This window comes from Dactylosporangium vinaceum (genome assembly GCF_019904175.1).
GTDB lineage: Bacteria > Actinomycetota > Actinomycetes > Mycobacteriales > Micromonosporaceae > Dactylosporangium > Dactylosporangium vinaceum.
In genome coordinates this window covers 10,749,735-10,767,438 of the sequence record NZ_CP061913.1, presented here as the reverse complement: position 1 = coordinate 10,767,438, position 17,704 = coordinate 10,749,735, and the positions used below count along the sequence as shown (strand labels likewise).

Annotated in this window: 17 protein-coding genes and 1 tRNA gene; 6 read left to right on the top strand and 12 right to left on the bottom strand. The window is 71.3% G+C overall.

Annotated features, from left to right (window positions below; all coding sequences use genetic code 11):
* Positions 1-32: 32 nt before the first annotated feature.
* The gene (locus Dvina_RS48415) at positions 33-1,004 is read left to right on the top strand and encodes a helix-turn-helix domain-containing protein (protein WP_223098622.1); all 972 of its coding nucleotides are present in this window, start codon (positions 33-35) and stop codon (positions 1,002-1,004) included.
* A gap of 77 nt (positions 1,005-1,081) precedes the next feature.
* On the top strand, positions 1,082-1,594 hold the full coding sequence (locus tag Dvina_RS48410) for a hypothetical protein (RefSeq protein ID WP_223098620.1): 513 nt from the start codon (positions 1,082-1,084) through the stop codon (positions 1,592-1,594).
* 20 nt (positions 1,595-1,614) lie between these two features.
* Here the strand turns inward: Dvina_RS48410 and Dvina_RS48405 are convergent, their stop codons facing one another.
* The 4 genes from Dvina_RS48405 to Dvina_RS48390 form a co-directional block, all read right to left on the bottom strand.
* Entirely contained in the window at positions 1,615-2,637 is a 1,023-nt protein-coding gene (locus Dvina_RS48405) for a type II toxin-antitoxin system PemK/MazF family toxin (protein WP_223098617.1), read from the bottom strand.
* A gap of 58 nt (positions 2,638-2,695) precedes the next feature.
* Positions 2,696-3,679, bottom strand: coding sequence for an aldo/keto reductase (locus Dvina_RS48400; RefSeq protein ID WP_246655802.1), 984 nt, complete (start codon positions 3,677-3,679; stop codon positions 2,696-2,698).
* Between the two features lie 34 nt (positions 3,680-3,713).
* Positions 3,714-4,160, bottom strand: a complete 447-nt coding sequence (locus Dvina_RS48395) for a YdcF family protein (RefSeq protein WP_223098614.1) — start codon at positions 4,158-4,160, stop codon at positions 3,714-3,716.
* A 130-nt stretch (positions 4,161-4,290) separates the two neighbouring features.
* Complete coding sequence (locus Dvina_RS48390; protein WP_223098613.1) at positions 4,291-5,085, bottom strand: alpha/beta fold hydrolase; 795 nt, start codon at positions 5,083-5,085, stop codon at positions 4,291-4,293.
* A 38-nt stretch (positions 5,086-5,123) separates the two neighbouring features.
* Here Dvina_RS48390 and Dvina_RS48385 point away from each other — a divergent pair, with 38 nt between their 5' ends.
* Positions 5,124-6,125 (top strand): sigma-70 family RNA polymerase sigma factor, encoded by a 1,002-nt coding sequence (locus Dvina_RS48385; RefSeq protein ID WP_223098612.1) that lies wholly within the window; start codon positions 5,124-5,126, stop codon positions 6,123-6,125.
* A 189-nt stretch (positions 6,126-6,314) separates the two neighbouring features.
* Here the strand turns inward: Dvina_RS48385 and Dvina_RS48380 are convergent, their stop codons facing one another.
* The 3 genes from Dvina_RS48380 to Dvina_RS48370 form a co-directional block, all read right to left on the bottom strand.
* Positions 6,315-7,484, bottom strand: a complete 1,170-nt coding sequence (locus Dvina_RS48380) for an NAD(P)/FAD-dependent oxidoreductase (protein ID WP_223098611.1) — start codon at positions 7,482-7,484, stop codon at positions 6,315-6,317.
* A 92-nt stretch (positions 7,485-7,576) separates the two neighbouring features.
* The gene (gene sigJ, locus Dvina_RS48375; protein WP_223098610.1) at positions 7,577-8,524 is read right to left on the bottom strand and encodes an RNA polymerase sigma factor SigJ; all 948 of its coding nucleotides are present in this window, start codon (positions 8,522-8,524) and stop codon (positions 7,577-7,579) included.
* Positions 8,525-8,605: 81 nt separating this feature from the next.
* A complete protein-coding gene (locus Dvina_RS48370) occupies positions 8,606-10,186 on the bottom strand; it encodes a methyl-accepting chemotaxis protein (protein ID WP_223098609.1) in 1,581 nt (526 codons plus the stop codon).
* Positions 10,187-10,308: 122 nt separating this feature from the next.
* Between Dvina_RS48370 and Dvina_RS48365 the strand changes: the two genes are divergently transcribed.
* Positions 10,309-12,180: a CASTOR/POLLUX-related putative ion channel gene (locus tag Dvina_RS48365; RefSeq protein WP_223098608.1), complete on the top strand. Its 1,872-nt coding sequence runs from the start codon at positions 10,309-10,311 to the stop codon at positions 12,178-12,180.
* Positions 12,177-13,193, top strand: a complete 1,017-nt coding sequence (locus Dvina_RS48360) for a serine/threonine protein phosphatase (protein WP_246655801.1) — start codon at positions 12,177-12,179, stop codon at positions 13,191-13,193. Before Dvina_RS48365 ends, Dvina_RS48360 begins: the two co-directional genes overlap by 4 nt.
* A 152-nt stretch (positions 13,194-13,345) precedes the next feature.
* Here Dvina_RS48360 and Dvina_RS48355 read toward each other — a convergent pair whose 3' ends face one another.
* The 3 genes from Dvina_RS48355 to Dvina_RS48345 all read right to left on the bottom strand — a co-directional run bounded on the left by Dvina_RS48355 (position 13,346) and on the right by Dvina_RS48345 (position 14,950).
* Entirely contained in the window at positions 13,346-13,903 is a 558-nt protein-coding gene (locus Dvina_RS48355) for an NUDIX hydrolase (protein WP_223098607.1), read from the bottom strand.
* 337 nt (positions 13,904-14,240) lie between these two features.
* A tRNA-Ala gene (locus Dvina_RS48350) sits at positions 14,241-14,316 on the bottom strand.
* Positions 14,317-14,395: 79 nt separating this feature from the next.
* Positions 14,396-14,950: a YqgE/AlgH family protein gene (locus tag Dvina_RS48345; protein ID WP_223098606.1), complete on the bottom strand. Its 555-nt coding sequence runs from the start codon at positions 14,948-14,950 to the stop codon at positions 14,396-14,398.
* Positions 14,951-15,146: 196 nt separating this feature from the next.
* Between Dvina_RS48345 and Dvina_RS48340 the strand changes: the two genes are divergently transcribed.
* Positions 15,147-15,929: an S-methyl-5'-thioadenosine phosphorylase gene (locus Dvina_RS48340; protein WP_223098605.1), complete on the top strand. Its 783-nt coding sequence runs from the start codon at positions 15,147-15,149 to the stop codon at positions 15,927-15,929.
* A 46-nt stretch (positions 15,930-15,975) separates the two neighbouring features.
* Here Dvina_RS48340 and Dvina_RS48335 read toward each other — a convergent pair whose 3' ends face one another.
* Both Dvina_RS48335 and Dvina_RS48330 read right to left on the bottom strand, forming a co-directional pair.
* Positions 15,976-16,995 carry a sensor histidine kinase gene (locus tag Dvina_RS48335; protein WP_223098602.1) on the bottom strand — a complete coding sequence of 340 codons (1,020 nt, stop codon included), beginning with the start codon at positions 16,993-16,995 and terminating at the stop codon, positions 15,976-15,978.
* Positions 16,988-17,674 carry a response regulator transcription factor gene (locus Dvina_RS48330; RefSeq protein ID WP_223098599.1) on the bottom strand — a complete coding sequence of 229 codons (687 nt, stop codon included), beginning with the start codon at positions 17,672-17,674 and terminating at the stop codon, positions 16,988-16,990. The genes Dvina_RS48335 and Dvina_RS48330 overlap by 8 nt, the downstream gene beginning before the upstream one ends.
* Positions 17,675-17,704 lie beyond the last annotated feature (30 nt).

Genomic DNA, 17,704 nt, shown 5'->3' with positions numbered 1-17,704 from the left:
GGCTTCGACGGATCGAAACGTATCGTGGCGGCGTGATCGAGCTGTTCTTCGCGCCCGGCGATCTGGCTCGGGTCCGGTTCGCGCGGTCGCCCATGCAGGAGCTCGTCAACAGTCTGCGGGTCGGGGGGCGGGCCGACCGGGCGCGGATGCACCAGCCGTGGGTGCGGTCGGTGCGGGGTGCGGTCGGCGCGCTCGAGCTGGAGCTGCTGCCGGCGCTGCTGCGGGATTCGCGGTACGTCCCCGACTTCCTGACGCCACCGCCCGACCCGGCCGGCGTCACGTTCGAGAGCGAGCTGGCCCGGGTGCGCGCCACGCCGGGGGAGGCCGTGCGGGCGCAGCTGGCGAGCCTGGGCCCGCACCCGGCGCTGCGGGACCTGCGTGAGGACCCCGAGCGCCACCTCGGGCGGCTCGCCGTCGAGCTGCGGCGATACTGGGCCGCCGCGATCGAGCCCATCTGGCCCCGGCTCGTCGGGCTGGTCAACGCCGAGATCGGGTATCGGGCCGACCAGCTGACCGCGGGCGGGGTCGTGCGGGTGCTCGGAAACCTGCATCCGGAGCTCGAGTACGCCGAGGACGCCCTGCGAATCCTGTGGCCCACGTGGCAGTCGCAGAGCCGGCTCGACGGTGCCGGCGTGCTGCTTGTCCCGTGCGTCTTCGCCTGGCCGTCGCTGCTCGTGGACGCCGCCGCGCAGTGTCCGACGATCGCCTACAGCCCGCGCGGGGTCGGGCGCGTGTGGGACGGGTCGGGGCGGGCGTCGGGTGCGCCGGTGGCCGACCTGCTCGGGCGCAGCCGCGCGGCGCTGCTGGCCTGGCTCGACCTGCCGCTGTCGACCACGCAGGTGGCCCGGGAGCTGGGGCTCAGCGCGGCGGCGGTGAGCGAGCACCTGGCCGTGCTGCGCCGGTCCGGGCTCGTCACCTCGCGACGCTCGGGGCGGCAGGTCCTGTACCAGCGAACCGCCCTCGGCACCGATCTGCTGGGTGCCACCGGGGCGAGCATTCGGTGAGAGCCGAATCGTGGAGCCGGTCCTGAACGGCGGCCGACCATGGTCCGAGCACGGCAGGCGGACCTGAGGAGGCTGACATGCGCGTGGTGAAGACATTGGCGATAGCGGCGGCGATCGTAGCCGTCACCGCAACACCGGCGGCGGCGAGCGGGCCGGGCGGCGGCGGATGGGAGCCGTCGAGCACGCCGCCGTTCGTGCTGGCGGCCGGGGCGGTGTGCGCGTTCGAGGTCAAGGGCGACATCGTCCGGGACCGCGAGCGGATGCGGACGCTCGCCACCCATCCCGACGGCACCCCGAAGGTCCAGGACTTCGAGGGCGTGCTGGTGATCCGCTACACCAACACGAGCAATCACAAGTCGGTCGTGCGCGACGCCACCGGCTCCATCCGGCTGATCTCGCTTGAGGACGGCACGAGGATCCAGCAGCTGCACGGCCACAACGCATTGCCGGTCAAGGCGTCGAACACCGGCTTCCCCGGTGGCGACTACATCACGCACGGGGACTTCGTGGTGATCGACCACCCCGACCACGTCCGCGAGGTGCCGGTCCAGCTCGGCACGATGGAGAACCTCTGCGTCACGCTGGCTTGAGGGCTCGGACAGCCGTTCGGTCAGTGGTGGACGACGGCGTCACCCAGGGCGCCGTACGGGCGGGTCGCGTTGCCGCACGAGCCTTGGGTGCGCTGGGCCGAGACGGTGAGCATGCGGATCGACGTCAGGTCCAGGTCGACGGCGACGGACTTGCTGCGGCTCACGTTCTCGGTCAGGGCGGCCTTGCCGTCGACCTCGATGACGAGCTTCGCGACGACGTCGGTGGGGGCGGTGACGTCAAGGCCGGCCGTCGCGGTGAGGCGCCGCCACTTGCCGTCGAGCTGATAGGTGGCCGTCGCCGCCCGCCCCTCGCAGCCCACCCAGAAGCCGGTGGACACGGGGAAGTGCTTCCCGGCGAGGGTGCTGTCGAGCTGCTGGCCCGATGAGCCGACGTCGCTCGCGGCGATCGGAATCCGGAACAGCGGGCGGTCGTCGCCGGCCGTCGCCTCGGCGTCCGGTCCGCCGCGGCCGTCGAACCACGGGACGACTGTCGCACCGGCGCAGATCGCGAGCAGCCCGGCGATGGCGGCCAGCGCGCTCACCGCGGCCAGGGCCCGGCCGGCCAGGCGTGCGCCCGGGCCGGGGACCGGGGCCGCGGCCGGGGCCAGGCCGACCGGGTGCACCTGGATCACGCGGTGCCAGGTGTTGGGGTCGACCGGCCCCGCGTAGTTGTGGAAGTCCCGGCGGTCGAGCCGGAACGGGGCGGACAGGTCAAGGTAGCTGTCGGCGGTGGCCCGCCGATCCCAGCTGTGCGTCGGGATCGGGATGTGGTCGTGCCGCTGGCTCTTGTCCTGGCTGGTGATCTTCAGGACCTCGAAGGTCTGCCCGTCGCCGCGCAGCACCAGGCACGGCCGCACCTTCTCGCCCGCGGTCTCGCGGAACGGCACCGCCGCCCACCAGACCTCACCGGGCTGCGGATACCGCGGGGTCCGCTGCGCACCGCGGCCCTGCATCGCCCGGCCGACGAACCAGCCGACCACTCCCGCCACGAACAACACGACGCCGGACACCAGGACCCAGTTCGCGTGGATGTCGTCCTCCATCGATCGTCGGCCGAATCGGGATCATCGCAGAGCCGCGGGCCGAACGAAAGGGCCTACGTCATCGCCGGCCCATCAGCCGCTCGACGTCGGCCAGCTCCGCGGAGGTCAGCGGGCCGTGGGCCAGCGCGCCCGCGTTCTCCTCGACCTGCGCGACGGTGCGGCAGCCGGGAATCGGAACGGTCCGGCCGTCGTACGCCCACAGCCACGCCAGTGCGCCCTGGGCGAGCGTGCGGCCACCCGAGGTCAGAATGTCGCGGATCGCGCCGATGCGGGTGAGGAACTCGGGTGCCGGGCGGCCGTCGGTGAAGTACGTCATCCACTCGGGGCTCAGGCCCCGGACGTCATCGCGAGGGAGTTCGGACGTCGCGGTGTAACGGCCGCCGAGCAGGCCCATCGCGAGCGGGCCGCGGATGATGACGCCCAGGTCGTGCTTCTCGGCGACCGGGAGCACCGCGAAGGAGCCGCGCAGCACCGACAGGTCGGCCTGGATGGTGGCGCAGCGCGGCCCGGCCGCGGCGAAGGCGTCGGCGCGCTCGGGGAAGTCGGTGCTCCACCCGTAGGCCCGGATCAGCCCCTCGTCGATGAGCGACTCCAGGGTCGGGATCAGGTCCAGCGCCTCGGGAATCGGCAGGCCGTTGATGTGCAGTTGATACAGGTCGATGCGGTCGGTGCCGAGGCGGCGCAGCGACTCGCGGACCGAGCGCCTGACGTTGGCCGGCGTCCCGTCGTCGGGCCCGGTCTGGCGGGTCTCCTCGTCGAACGTGCCGCCGAACTTCGTAGCGATCACGACCTCGTCGCGCCGCCCCGCCAGCGCGCGGGCCAGCACCTTCTCGCTGTGCCCGGCGCCGTACACGTTGGCCGTGTCGAAGAACGTGACGCCCAGCTCGACCGCGCGGCGCACCGCCCGGATCGACTCCTCGTCGTCCACCTTGCCCCAGCCGAGGGGCTGCGCACCGGCCCAGAACGGGCCGCCGATCGCCCAGCAGCCCATCCCCAGCGCGCTGACCTCGATGCCGCTGCGACCCAGCGTTCGCTTGTCCATGACCGTCACCATTGCACCTGGAGCGCACTCCAGGTCAACACTGCCGCTGCACGAGGAGTGCCTTGGCGGAGGCGGCCCACTGGTAGGGGATCTGGCGAAGCCAGTACGCCGGGGGCAGGTGTGAGGTGATGACGTACACCCGGCCCGGAAAGCATCTCGTCACCCGCAGGGTGGCGCGTTTGGCGTGGTCCGCGGTGGTGACGAGCACGACCGATCCCCAGTTGTACCGCCGCGCCAGCCCCTCGATCGCCTCGGCCTCGCCCTGCGTCGTGTCCGGGTCCGGGTGGAAACACAGGATCGTGATGCCCGGCTGGGGTGGCAGGCACCGGCCCGAAGCGGCGTCCTCGGGCAGCGTGGACTGCACGAGATAGTCGGCCCGGTGCTCGCGCGCCAGCTCGACGGCCAGCCGGTCCCGGTCTTCCAGGCCGGGGCCGGCCAGCTCGACGATGGCGTCGACGTGTGCGGGTACGACCGGCAGCACCGGCCATATGAAGTAACGCGCGGTCAATCCGATGAAAATTCCGAGAATAATTGCGGCGACAATGAAGACCCGGCTACGGCGCACGTTGCGAGATCGTGCCAGCCGGCCGCGTTCTGCGCCGTGACGATGTTCACTGCATCAGGAGTACCTCCCGCAGCCTCGCCACGAATCCGGGCGGGTCCATCACGAATGCGATATGTCCGCCCGGAAATGGCACCGTTTCCTGTCCGAGCAGCTCAGCCAGTGTGTGTGAGGTGCGGTCGAGCAACTGCCCGGCCGAATCCACGCCGAGCGCCACCCGCACCGTGGTTGCACCATCGCGCAAAATCGAAATATCCGGCGCAAAATGCGTGGTGCCCCGCATTTCGTGGCGGAACCAGAAGCGTTCGTCGGCGAGCTGCTGCGCGTCCGGCTCGGGCCCGGGCGGCGGTCCTTCGTGAATGTTCGCGTTGATCATGAACTTCTTCCAGGCGCCCGCCGGGTCGCCGGACTCGTACGTGGCGATGATGTCCTCGACGGCCGCGTTGCGCTCCTCCCGGTCCGGCAGGATCGCGGTGACCGGCGGCTCGTGGGCGATCACGGTGTGCGCGACGCCCGGGTGGCGCTGGGCCAGGGCGAGGGCGGTGACGGCGCCGCCGCTGGAGCCGAACACCGCGGCCGGCCCGGCATCGACGTGGGCGATGAGCCGGGCCAGGTCGTCGGCCCGGGCCTCGGGCGTCGAGTCGGACTCCGCGGTATCGAGCACGCTCGCGCCGATGCCCCGCGGATCGGTGGTCAGCACGGTATGGTCGGCGGCGAGCAGGTCGGCGGCCGGTGCGAAGAAGCGCGTGCCCATCGGGGCGCCGACGAGCACCAGGAGCGGTCCGTGGCCGCGCAGCTCGTAGTAGATCGTGGCATCCGAGACGCGCAGGGTGTCGTACTGCATGTGGAGACCTCCTTCTCTCACCAAAGGAGACCGTGCCGATGCCGTCGAATCGTCGCCTGCTGGAGCCCGACTTCGCCGACGACCTCGATCGGGCCCGCAAGGGTGACGACGACGCCTTCGCCCGCCTGGTCGCGCCGCTGCGGGGGCAGCTGCACGCCCACTGCTACCGCATGCTGGGCTCGGTCCACGACGCCGACGACGCGCTGCAGGACGCGCTCGTCCGGGCCTGGCTGGGGCTCGGCGGATACCAGTCCCGCGGCTCCCTGCGGGCCTGGCTCTTCACGGTCGCCACCCGCACCTGCCTCGACCTCATCGCCGCCCGCGGCCGCCGCGCCCTGCCGATCGACCTCGGCCCGGCCTCCGACGCCGCCGCCATCGCCGAGCAGCCGCGCAACGACGTCGCCTGGCTGGAGCCCTACCCGGACGTCGTCTACGAGCGGCGCGAGACAGTCGAGCTCGCCTTCGTCGCCGCCCTCCAGCACCTCCCGGGCAACCAGCGCGCGGCCCTGCTGCTGTTCGAGGTCCTGGGCTTCACCGCGGCCGAGATCGCCGAGATCATGGCCACGACCGCCGGCTCGGTCAACTCCGCCCTGGCCCGCGCCCGCCGCACCCTCGCCGAGAAGGTCCCGCCGGCCGCCCAGCAGCCGACCCTCCGCCGCATCGGCGACGAGCGGATCCGCGAGATCGTCGCCGCCTACGCGACAGCGCTGGAGCACGGCGACGCGGCCGCCCTCGTCGCCCTGCTCACCGAGGACGTCACCTGGTCGATGCCGCCGCTGCCGAGCTGGTATCACGGCCTGCCCGCCGTCACCGACTTCGCCGTCCGCCTCCCGCTCTCGACCTGCGGCAGCTGGCGCCATCTGGCCACATTCGCCAACGCCCAGCCGGCCATCGCCTGCTACCGCCGCCCCGAGCCCGAGGGCCCCCACACGGCCTGGTCCCTCAACGTCCTGACCCTTCGCGCCGACCGCATCGCCGAGATCACCTCATTCCTGGACCCCGCGCTCTTCGCCCGCTTCGACCTGCCGATGCGCCTGTAGAAGAGAAGGCTGAGCCCCGTCCGGGTCCACAGTGGACCGATGGTGTCCGGCGGCCGGTACCGCTGGATGCTGCTGCTCTGCACCGCTACCACACGCGGACGCCGAAGGGAGACGCTCCGGCGTCGACCGGTGTCTCGCGGGAGGAGCGGACCGCAAGTGTCGCGGACCCGAGTCGATGTGTTTGCCTTTTCAGGCTTTGACCTCGGTCGTCTGCGGCCGCGAGAGCGGGCGGCGGCGGGCCGGCAGGCCCAGCAGCGGGTTGGCCACGGTCCACGCGGCGCCCTTGCAGATCAGCTCCTTGTAGAGCGCGGCCAGGCGGCCGGTCAGGGCGGCCGGCTTTGCCCGGTCGTCGGCGGTCACGTACTGGATCAGGCCCTCCCGCCGGCCCAGCGAGATGCACTGGTTGAAGTAGCGGATCGGGACGTGCGGGAGCTTGGCGCCGGTCAGGCGGGCGGCGATCGCGTCGGCGGCCTGCCAGGCGGCCGGGGTGCCCGAGGCGCACGACATGCGCAGAGCCTTGTCGCCCGGGCCCATCGCCCACGCCGCGTCGCCGACGGCGTACACGTCGGGGTGGGAGACCGAACGCATGGTCTCGTCGACAACGATCTGTCCGGACGACGTGATCTCGAGCGTGGTTGCTGCGGCAATGGGGTGTACTGCGAAGCCGCCGGTCCACACCGTGACGTCGGACTCGATCTCGCCGTTGGCGGTGACCACGTGGCCGGCCGCGACGCGGTCGACCGTCGCGTGCTCGTGGACGGTGATGCCGAGCCCGGTGAAGACCCGGCGGAGGTGGGCCCGGCCCTTCGGGGCGAGCCAGTCGCCGAGCTCGCCGGAGGTGGCCAGGGCGACCTTCAGGTCCGCGCGGGACTCGGCGATCTCGGTCGCGGCCTCGACGCCGGTCAGGCCGCCGCCGACCACGAGGACCGGCCGGCCCGCGGGGAGGGCGGCCAGGCGCGCGCGGAGGCGCAGGGCGCCCGGGCGGCTGGCGAGCTCGTCGGCGTGCTCGGCCGTGCCCGGGACGCCGTGGCTGTTCCAGCCGCTGCCGAGGGCGTAGACGAGCGTGTCGTACTCGAGCTCGGCGCCCGTGTCGAGGGTGACCAGCCGGCGGTCGGCGTCGATCGAGTCGACCCGGGCGACAGTGACCCGCACGCCGGTGCCCCTGAACATCTCGGTGAACGGGCGCGGCTTGAGGGTCTGGCCGGTCGCGAGCTGGTGCAGGCGGACCCGCTCCACGAAGTCGGGCTCGGCGTTGACCAGGGTGATGGCGACGTCCTCCGGCCGCAGGCGCCGGGCCAGCCGGCCGGCCGCGATGGCTCCGGCGTACCCGGCGCCGAGGACGATGATGCGGTGCTGCATGGCCGTGCTCCTGTCTCGCGCGGTGTGGCTCGCTTTCGCTCCCTGAGCCGGATGGGCCGCGCTTTCCTGACAGGTACCGCCTGTGAAGCACCTCACATGGTGACGAGCAGGGGCTTGCCGTGGTCGGCCGCGCGCGCCCAGCGCTCGGTGGCGCGCTCGAGCTTGTCCGGGTTCACCTGGTTGAGGATCAGGCCGATGCCCTCGGCCGTGACCTGCAGGTGCGTCACCCCGAACACCCGGCCGCCGGCGATGGCGACCGCGCCCGGCTCGCCGTTGACGGTCGTCACATAGATCTCGATCACGTCGCCGGCGAGAGCCCGCTTGGCCGGCGCCGGGCGGAACAGACCCCAGATGAACCTCGCGACGGCCGCGGCACCCTCGAACGGCTTGGCCCGGGCCGGGACCTTCCCGCCGCCGTCGCCCAGCGACACCGCGTCGGCGGTCAGCAGCTTGACAAGCGATTCGGGCCGTCCGCTGATCGCCGCGGCCAGGAACTCCTCGACGATCCGGCGGGCCTCGGCCGCGTCCACCGCGACGCGGGGCCGGCCCTGCGCGATGTGCTGCTTGGCCCGGTGGAGCACCTGCTGGCTCGCCGCCTCGCTGATGTCGAGGATCGCGGCGATCTCGCGGTGCGGGTAGTCGAACGCCTCCCGCAGGACGTAGACGGCGCGCTCGCTGGGGGAGAGGCGCTCCATGAGCGTGAGCACGGCGTAGGAGACGGACTCGCGCTGCTCGGCCGTCTCCGCCGGGCCCAGCATCGGATCGCCGGCCAGGAGCGGCTCGGGCAGCCACTGCCCGACGTACAGCTCGCGCCGCGCCCGGGCCGAGCCCAGCTGGTTGAGGCACAGGTTGGTCAGCACCTTGGTGAGCCAGGCCTCCGGTACCTCGATCCGCTCGACGTCAGCCGCCTGCCAGCGCAGGAACGTCTCCTGGACCGCGTCCTCGGCCTCCGCGGCGGAGCCGAGCAGCCGGTATCCGATGGCCTCCAGGCGTTGCCGGGATGCCTCGAACCGCTCGACGTCCGCCGCGGTCAGCCCCATGCCGCGATGGTAGCGCTGTGCGCTCCACGGCCCGGCGCGTGCCGCGTCCGCCGGCCTTTGGGGCTTGGGCGGGGCCCGGGTTCAGTAGCGGAAGCGCGAGACCAGGGTTTGCAGTTCGGTTGAGGTGGCGGCCAGGAGTTGGGCGGCCTTCGTGGTTTCGGCGATCGAGTCGGTGGTGCGGCGGGTGGCGTCCGAGACGCCGGTGATGGTGACGGCTATGTCGCCTGCGCCCTGGGCGGCGGTGTTGAGGGTGCGGGTCATCTCCTGGGTGGTGGCGGTCTGCTCTTCGACCGAGGAGGCGATCGTGAGCTGGATGGAGTTGATGCGCTCGATGATGCCGGAGATCTCGCCGATGGCCTCGACCGCGCGGGAGGTGTCGCTCTGGATGGCCTCGACCCGGTGGACGATGTCCTCGGTCGCCTTGGCGGTCTCCTGGGCCAGGTCCTTGACCTCGCTCGCGACCACGGCGAAGCCCTTGCCCGACTCGCCGGCTCGGGCCGCTTCGATGGTGGCGTTCAGGGCCAGGAGGTTTGTCTGCTCCGCGATCTGCGTGATGACCTTGACGACGGTGGCGATCTCGGTGGAGGAGGCGCCGAGTCGCGAGACGGTTTCGTTCGTCTGGGCGGCTACGTGGACGGCCTGGGCGGCCACCTGGGCGGCCTCCGAGGTCGAGCGGCTGATCTCGTGAATTGACGAGCCCATCTCCTCGGCACCGGCGGAGACGACGTGGAGGCTGCTGGAGACCGTGTCGGCGGTGGTGGCCACGGTGCCGGCGCGGGAGGAGGCGTCCCGGGCGGCCGTCTCGACGCCACCGGCCACCGCGTTGAGCTGGTCGGCGGCGCCGCGCAGGCCGGTGGCGTTGCGGGCCAGGCCGACCACGTCGTCGCGCAGGCGGGTGATGCCGCGGTTCAGCGAGGTCGCCATCTGGCCGATCTCGTCGTGGTCGACCACGACGGAGGTGCGGGTGAGGTCGCCGTCGGCCAGCCCGTCGGTCACCTGTGAGACGCCGCGGACGGCCTGCCGGATCCGGCTCGCTACGCGCAGGCCGAGGAGCAGACTCAGCAGTACCCCCACAGCCAGCACTATCGCGATCGTCGTCGTCGCCCGGTTGGCGCGCGCGCCGTTGGTCTGCGCCGTGGCCGTGACGAATTTGTGCGCCGTATCGCTCAGGGCCTTCTGGTCGGTGCCGAGCGCGCCGTAGAGCTGGTCGTACGTGGTGACCGCGGCGGCCAGTTCGGCGGGCGGGGCCTTGGAGCGGTCGACGGCGAGGAAGTCCGTGTACGCCTTCCAGTCCGTCGCGGCCTTCGTGACCACCGCCGTCGCGGCGCTGTCGTCGGCCAGGGCCGTCTGCAGCGTGCCGAGCGCATCCTCGACGGCCTTGCGGTTGGTGGCCAGGCCCGCCGTGATCCGGTCGGCTAGCGCCGGGTACAGGCGCATGGCGGAGATGTTGCCGCTGAACGCCTCGATGTTCTTGCCGAACGATCCGGCCGCCTCGAACACCTGCAGGCTCTTGCGCTGGGCGGCGTCGGCGTCGGCGTTGACGCCGCGCACGGCCGAGATGCCGATCGCACCGACGGCGATTCCGCACGCGGTGGCGAGGAGCACCACCGAAGTGATCTTGGCGCGGACCGACCGGTCGTCGAACACGGAGAGGATGCTCACGCCGTGCTGATCGGACGGCCCCGACCGCACCTGAGACGAACCGTACGCACGTACCCACTACAGTCCTCTCCAACCATCGGTCCGGTGCGGCCGGTCCGGTGAGCAGTGGTGGGGGTAGCCCGATGAGTCGCAACGTGCGGTTCGGCGCGCGCGTTCGGTACTGGTTCGACAACACGATGTCCAGGGGCGCCCCGTCGCTCGTGGGCTGGCTCGCCCTGGCCACGGCGCTGTTGATCGCCCTCGTCACGTTCGCGCTCACCACCGTCGAGCCGCCCGAGGAGCGCAACCCGATCCGGCTGCTGTGGCAGACGTTCGTCGCCACCTTCAGCCTGGCCGTGCCCGAGGACGGCTCGCTGGCCGTGCTCGGCCTGTGGTTCATCCTGGTGATCGCCGGCATCTTCGTGGTCAGCGCGCTCGTCGGCCTGCTCACCAACGGGCTGAACGCGGCGCTGGAGCAGCTGCGCAAGGGCCGGTCGGTGGTCGTGGAGCGCGAGCACACGGTCATCCTGGGCTGGTCCGACCAGATCTTCACGGTCATCACCGAGCTGGTCGCGGCCAACACGAGCCGCCGCCGCCCGGCCATCACGATCCTGGCCGAGAAGGACAAGGTCGAGATGGAGGACCTCATCCGGCAGCGGGTCGGGCGCACCGGGAAGACGCGCGTGGTCTGCCGCACCGGCAGCCCGCTCGACGTGAGCGACCTGGAGATCGTCAACCCCAACGAGTCCCGGTCCGTCATCGTCCTCGCGCCGCCCGGGAGCAGCGCGCCGGACGCCGACGCGTACGTGCTGAAGGTCCTGCTGGCGGTCAACAACGGCCCGGCGTTCAAGGACCGGCCGCATCACGTGGTGGCGGCGGTGCGCGACGGGCGCAACCGCGCGGTCGCCCGCCTGGCCGGCGGTGACGCGGTGGTGCTCGACGCCGACGACATCGGCGCCCGGCTCGTCGTGCAGACCGCCCGCCAGCCCGGGCTGTCGTCGGTGTACCAGGATCTGCTCGACTTCCGCGGCAACGAGTTCTACGTGGTGGACGAGCCGCGGGCGCAGGGCCGGCGCTTCGGTGAGCTGCTGCTGGAGTACGGGGCGTGCTGCCCGGTCGGCCTCGTGGAGGCCGGGGGCACGAGCGTGCTCAACCCGCCGATGGACCGCGTCATCGCCCCGGGGGACCGCCTGGTGCTGCTGGCCGAGGACGACTCGACGGCGCTGTTGATGACGGCGACCCCGGAGGTTGACGAGGAAGCGATTGTTCCGGGGTCCGACGTGGCCGCGGTACCGGAGCGGACGTTGATTCTGGGTTGGAACGCGCGCGCCGCGCGCATCATCGAGCAGCTGGACACGTATGTCGCCACCGGCTCGACAGCGGACATCGTGACCGACCGCCCGGACGCGTTCGCCACTGTCGCCCAGCTCGCCGCCGCCCTGCGCCAGCTGAGCACCCCCAGCGTGAAGACCGGCGACATCCGCGACCGGGCCACGCTGGAGCAGCTGGACATCGCCTCCTACGACAACCTGATCGTGCTGTCCGACGATCTCCTGGAGCCGCTGCCGGCCGACTCGCACGTGCTGATGACGCTGCTGCACGTACGCGACCTGCTGCGCCGGCGGGGCCGCGACACCTCGATCGTCAGCGAGATGCGCGACGAGCGCGACCGCACCCTGGCCCAGCTGACCCGCGCCGACGACTTCGTGGTCAGCGACCAGCTGGTGAGCCTGCTGATGACGCAGATCTCCGAGAGCCCCCACCTCGAGTCGGTATTCGCCGACCTGTTCGACCCGGCCGGCGCCGAGATCTACATCCGCCCCGCCGACCGCTACATCCGCCAGACCTCCACCCTGACCTTCGCCACGGTGGTGGAGGCGGCCGCGCGGCGCGGGGAGCTGGCCATCGGGTATCGCCTGAAGGACCCGGGCGAGGCGCACGGCGTGGTCCTGAACCCGGCGAAGTCCGCCCCCATGCCCCCGGTGGACCGCCTCATCGTCCTCGCCCAGTCGTGACGCCCGGCGTCACCCGCCGCGCCCGCTACGAGCGCACCGCCGCCACACTGGCCGCGCGCGGTGACGCCGACCTGGCCCGGCTCGTCGCCGCCGCGCCCGTCATCGCCCTGGGCGTGGGCGGCGCCTGCTCGGTCCTCGACATCGACGGCGCACCGGTGTTCGTGAAGCGCATCCCGCTCACCGACCGCGAGCTGGCCCATCCGCTCAGCACCGCGAACCTCTTCGACCTGCCGACGTACTGCCAGTACGGCATCTACCGCCACCCCGGCCCCGGCTTCGGCGCATGGCGCGAGCTGGCCACCAACGAGATCGTCACAACCGGGGTGCTGACCGGCAAAACCGAGGCATTTCCTTTGTTGTACCACTGGCGAGTGCTACCGGGCCGCCCGCCGATCGCGCCCGAGCACCGCGACACAGCACCCGCAGTCGCCCAGTTCGCCGGGGCCACGTCCGTCCGCACTCGCTTCGAGGAACTGGCCGGGGCGAGCTCCAGCCTCGTCCTGTTCAGCGAGTACATCCGGGACCCACTGCCCGAGTGGCTGCACGACCCGATCACCCGAGCCGCACCGTTCGAGCGTCAACTGTTCGAGATCACGACCTTCCTGCGCCGCCACGACCTGCTCCACATGGACGGCCACTTCGGCAACCTGCGAGCCGAGGCCGACCGGGTCTACCTCGTAGATTTCGGCCTGGCCACCTCGCCACGCTTCGACCTCTCGGCCGCCGAACGCGACTTCGTCGCCCGACACGCGGCCCACGACGCCGACTACGCCGCGATGTGGCTGGTGAACTGGCTGGTCAACACGGTATGCGCCGTCCCGCCCACCGTCGGCTTCACCGCCCGCGACGAGTACATAGCCAGGTGCGCGACAGGCGACATCCCCCCGGACGTACCCGCACCGATAGCCGCAATCCTCCGCCGCCACGCCCCAACCGCCGCGAGGATGAACACCTTCTGCCTGCGCCTGTACCTGAACGCCGACATCCACGCGAAATACCCACCCGCCCCCTGACCCACAGCCAGCCCCGACGAGGAGCACAGGACCCCGCAATGCGGGCCGCGAATGCCGAAGCCCAAGCCCGGAAGAGAATACTTACGCGTGCGTGAGGAATGCCGCCATCGCAGATGCCACCATTGAGCGGAGACCGCCAATCAATGGCGGAGCTATCGCCGTTCTTCGAGCGCCTGGCGGGCGAGTAGCAGTCCACCGAGTGTTTCGAGCCCGTGGATCGTGCGGCCGAGCGCGGAGATCGCTTCGTCGAACGGCATGACGACAACGCTCATGTCGAAGTACTTCTCGATCTCGGTGTCACCCTGCGGCGCCCCGGCACTGACGACCGGCGCGGCCAGGTAGAAGTGCACGTACTTGTCAGTCTCGGAAGGCAGCGCATAGTACGGGCCGAGCGGCTGAATCTCGGCGCCCTCGGCCATCACATGCCCGGTCTCCTCGACCAACTCCCGCAGCGCCGCATCGCGAGGATCCTCACCTTCTTCAGTCACGCCGGCCGGGAGCTCGAGCGTGTCCCGCTTCAGATTGTGCCGATACTGCTTGACCAAAATGACGTCGCCCTCGGCCGTGACCGGGACGACCATCACGCTCGGCGTGCTGTGAACGTAGTACCAGTCGATCTCCTGCCCATCGGGCATACGGAGCACCTCATGCACGAACGTCTTCGGCTTTTCAAGCAAGACATCGGCCGAGACAAGTGTCGAGTCCTTCATCCGCGCCACCCAATCGCCGGAGCCACTCATACCGTCCACTCCTCCACTAGACCTCACAAGCCCAAAACCCCCGACACACGCGACACACGCGACACACCCAGCCAGGAAGCACACGAACCCCAACCACAACCACAAAGCGATGCGAAGCGAGCCCATACGGCGATGCGAAGCGAGCCCGAAGCAACAACACACCAACGAAGAGCACAGAACCCCGCGACAGGGGCCGCGGGTGGCGAAGCCCCCGCCGGGGAGCAAGCGCTTGCGCTTGCGCGAGGAATGCCACCATCGCAGACGCGAAAATGGCGCCCTCCGCCATTGAGCAGAGAGCGCCAATCGATGGTGGAGCCGAGGGGACTCGAACCCCTGACCCCCACACTGCCAGTGTGGTGCGCTACCAGCTGCGCCACGGCCCCATCTGGTGTGTCCTGCGCTCTCGCGCGGGCACTCACGGAATAGTACACACACCCGGGGACCGGGTCACATCGGGTATCCCTAGTTCTGGGTCGGGTCGGTCGGGTAGTGGGCGACCGCCGCCATCAGGCCGCCCTGGCGGCGCAGGACCATGTGCCACAGGTCGTCGGGGCGGGGGGCGAAGGCGTCCGAGGGTAGGGCGTCGAAGACGAACCAGGAGCCGCCCTCGATCTCGCGCTCCAGCTGGCCGGGGGACCAGCCCGCGTAGCCGGCGAAGACGCGGACGCCCAGGACTCCGGCTACCAGCAGGTCGGGGTCGCCCGAAAGGTCCACTGTGCCCACGGCGCCGGAGACTCGGTTGAAGCCGGCCAGGTCTTCCACGCCGGGGCGGGTGCGGGCCAGGCAGATGGCGGCCTCGGGCTGGACGGGGCCGCCCTCGAAGACGACGGGAGGTTCACCCGCCAGGGCGCCCCAACTGCCGAGGACGTCGGCGACCTGGACCTCGGTGGCGCGGTTGAGGACCACGCCCAGGGCGCCGCCCTCTTCGTGGGCTACTACGAGGACTACGGTGCGCTCGAAGTTCGGGTCGCGGAGCGCGGGCGTCGCCACCAGCAGCCGCCCGGTCAACGACTCCATCGCCCTCCCTCGACGCTGCCTGCTCGTGCCGCGGCCGCTCCCCGTATTTCTACCGGAATTTCCTGGTCTCGGTGACCCGCGCCCGGTCGGGGGCTCACCGACGTCCCCGTGCATAGACATCAGTCCCACCAACAAACAACCAGGGTCATGTCTCGCACCATAGCCTGACCCGCGCGTCCCGGTTAGGGTCTGATCCGTGACCTCACTCGCGGACGTTGCCGTGATCGGTGGATCGGGGCTCTATGCACTCCTCGACGACGCCCAGGAACACATGGTCGACACGCCTTATGGCCCACCGTCGGACCCGATAACCGTCGCGACCGTGCACAACCGGCGGGTCGCGTTTCTTCCCCGGCACGGAAAGGATCACCGGTTCCCGCCCCATCGGATCCCCTATCGGGCGAACCTGTGGGCGCTGAAGGAGATCGGCGTGTCCCAGGTGCTGGCGCCGTGTGCGGTGGGTGGGCTGCGGCCGGAGCTGGGGCCGGGGACGTTCGTGGTGCCGGATCAGCTGATCGACCGCACGACGGCGCGGACGCAGACGTTCTACGACGACGGTGCGGTGCACGTGAACTTCGCCGACCCCTACTGTGCGACCGGGCGGGAGGTCGTCCACAAGACGGCGGCCGAGCACGGGATCGAGACGCAGACCGGCACGATGGTGGTCGTCGAAGGGCCGCGGTTCTCGACGCGGGCGGAGTCGCGCTGGTACACCTCGATCGGGGGAGCGGTCGTCAACATGACCGGGCACCCGGAGGCGGTGCTGGCCCGCGAGCTGGCGCTCTGCTACACCTCGATCGCCCTGGTCACCGACCTGGACGCGGGAGTCGAGGGCGAGCACGGGGTCACCCAGGAGGAGGTCTTCCGGGTCTTCCGGGAGAACACCGACAGGCTCCGCGCGCTGCTGCTCGACGTCATCCCGCGACTGCCGGAGCAGCCGGACGACCCGTGCCGCCACGCCCTGGACGGCCTGCGCTGATCGCGGCGGCCGGCAGACGTCCGGCCCGGACCGGTTCACCGCCGCCCTAAGCGACAGCGGCGGGCAGCTTCACCACGAACCGGCATCCGGCACCGACATTGTCGGCCGCCACCGAGCCGTGGTGGGCCTCGACGAGTCCGCGGACGATGGCCAGACCCAGTCCACCGCCGGCGCTTTTTTCGGGGGTACGCGCTGGGGCCCCCCGAAACGCGACGTCGAAGACGCGGGGCAGGTCGGCCTCGGGGATGCCGCCGCACGTGTCGGTGACCGCCAGCCAGCCCGAGCCGTCGACGTCCTGGCCGCCGGTGACGGTCACCGTGCCGTCCGGCGGCGTGTAGCGGATGGCGTTGCGGATGAGGTTGTTCACGACCCGGGACAGTTCCGGGACCGACCCGCGCACGACGGGCCAGCCGGTGGACGGCTCGGCCACGATGTTGATGTGGTCCGCCGCGGCCAGTGGAGCCGCCGAGGCGATGGCGTCGGAGACCACGTCGCCCAGGGGTACGTCGGACAGTGACAGCCGCAGGGCTCCGGCGTTGATCCGGGACAGCTCGAACAGGTCGTCGACGAGGGTGGCCATCCGGTCGGTCTCGGCGCTGATGCGGCGGTGGTAGTCGGCGACCGTCTCCGGGTCGGCCACCACACCGTCGTCGAGGGCCTCGGCCATCGCGCGCAGGCCGGCCAGTGGCGTGCGCAGGTCGTGTGACACCCACGCCACCAGCTCGCGCCGCCGGGCCTCGGCCGCGCGCTCCTGCTCGCGGGCCTCGGCCGCCCACATGCTGGCCCGGGCCAGGCGCCGACCGGCCAGGAGACCCACGGCGAGCGAGACGGTGGCCGCGGTGCCGACGACGATGAGCAGGACGTGCAGGTCGTGGTCGGAGATGAACATGCGCATGGACGCGCCGGTGACGCCGGTGAGGACGCTGAGCACGGTGATCAGCAGGATGACGACGATGTGGACGGTGACCGAGCGGCGGTGCAGGGCGCGCAGGGCGGCCAGGCCGGCCAGGGCGACGGCCAGCGAGCCGGCCAGCGCCATCAGGAACGTGTGGATGACGTCACGCATATTCGTACCGGTAGCCCACGCCCCACACGGTCAGGATCCGCTTCGGCTCGGCCGGGTCGTCCTCGACCTTCTCCCGTAGGCGTCGCATGTGGACGGTGACGGTGGACTGGTCGCCGAAGGTCCAGCCCCACACCTGCTCCAGCAGCTCGGCCCGGCGCAGGACCCGGCCCGGGTTGCGCATGAGGAAGACCAGCAGGTCGAACTCGCGCACGGTGAGGGCCAGCTCCTGGCCGCGCAGCGTGGCGATGCGGCGGGCGGCGTCGACGCGCAGGTCGCCGTCGGTCAGGTCGTCGGCGGCCGAGGCCGGGGGCGGGGCGATGCGGCGCAGCACCGACTGGACCCGCAGCACCAGCTCCCGGGGTGAGAAGGGCTTGGTGATGTAGTCGTCGGCGCCCAGCTCCAGGCCGAGCACGCGGTCGGACTCCTCGCCGAGCGCGGTGAGCATGATGACAGGCAGGCCCGGGTCCTGGGCCCGCAGCCGCCGGCACACCTCCAGCCCGTCGATGCCGGGCAGCATCAGGTCGAGCACGACGAGGTCGGGGCGGTCGCGGCGGTACTCCTCCAGCGCCGTCACCCCGTCGCCCGCCAGACGGACACCGAAGTCGGCCCGTTCAAGGTATCGCCGCACGACGTCGCTGACGGTCGGGTCGTCGTCCACGACCAGCACGCGTTGCCCCATGCGTTCGAGCGTAGAGCCCGGGGCGCTGCG

Coding starts and splice junctions, on each gene's coding strand:
- Dvina_RS48400 (WP_246655802.1), bottom strand. CDS start 3,679: ATGGACAAGCGAACGCTGGGTCGCAGCGGCATCGAGGTCAGCGCGCTG.
- Dvina_RS48365 (WP_223098608.1), top strand. CDS start 10,309: ATGAGTCGCAACGTGCGGTTCGGCGCGCGCGTTCGGTACTGGTTCGAC.
- Dvina_RS48390 (WP_223098613.1), bottom strand. CDS start 5,085: ATGCAGTACGACACCCTGCGCGTCTCGGATGCCACGATCTACTACGAG.
- Dvina_RS48345 (WP_223098606.1), bottom strand. CDS start 14,950: ATGGAGTCGTTGACCGGGCGGCTGCTGGTGGCGACGCCCGCGCTCCGC.
- Dvina_RS48335 (WP_223098602.1), bottom strand. CDS start 16,995: ATGCGTGACGTCATCCACACGTTCCTGATGGCGCTGGCCGGCTCGCTG.
- Dvina_RS48330 (WP_223098599.1), bottom strand. CDS start 17,674: ATGGGGCAACGCGTGCTGGTCGTGGACGACGACCCGACCGTCAGCGAC.
- Dvina_RS48410 (WP_223098620.1), top strand. CDS start 1,082: ATGCGCGTGGTGAAGACATTGGCGATAGCGGCGGCGATCGTAGCCGTC.
- Dvina_RS48380 (WP_223098611.1), bottom strand. CDS start 7,484: ATGCAGCACCGCATCATCGTCCTCGGCGCCGGGTACGCCGGAGCCATC.
- Dvina_RS48355 (WP_223098607.1), bottom strand. CDS start 13,903: ATGAAGGACTCGACACTTGTCTCGGCCGATGTCTTGCTTGAAAAGCCG.
- Dvina_RS48405 (WP_223098617.1), bottom strand. CDS start 2,637: ATGGAGGACGACATCCACGCGAACTGGGTCCTGGTGTCCGGCGTCGTG.
- sigJ (WP_223098610.1), bottom strand. CDS start 8,524: ATGGGGCTGACCGCGGCGGACGTCGAGCGGTTCGAGGCATCCCGGCAA.
- Dvina_RS48385 (WP_223098612.1), top strand. CDS start 5,124: ATGCCGTCGAATCGTCGCCTGCTGGAGCCCGACTTCGCCGACGACCTC.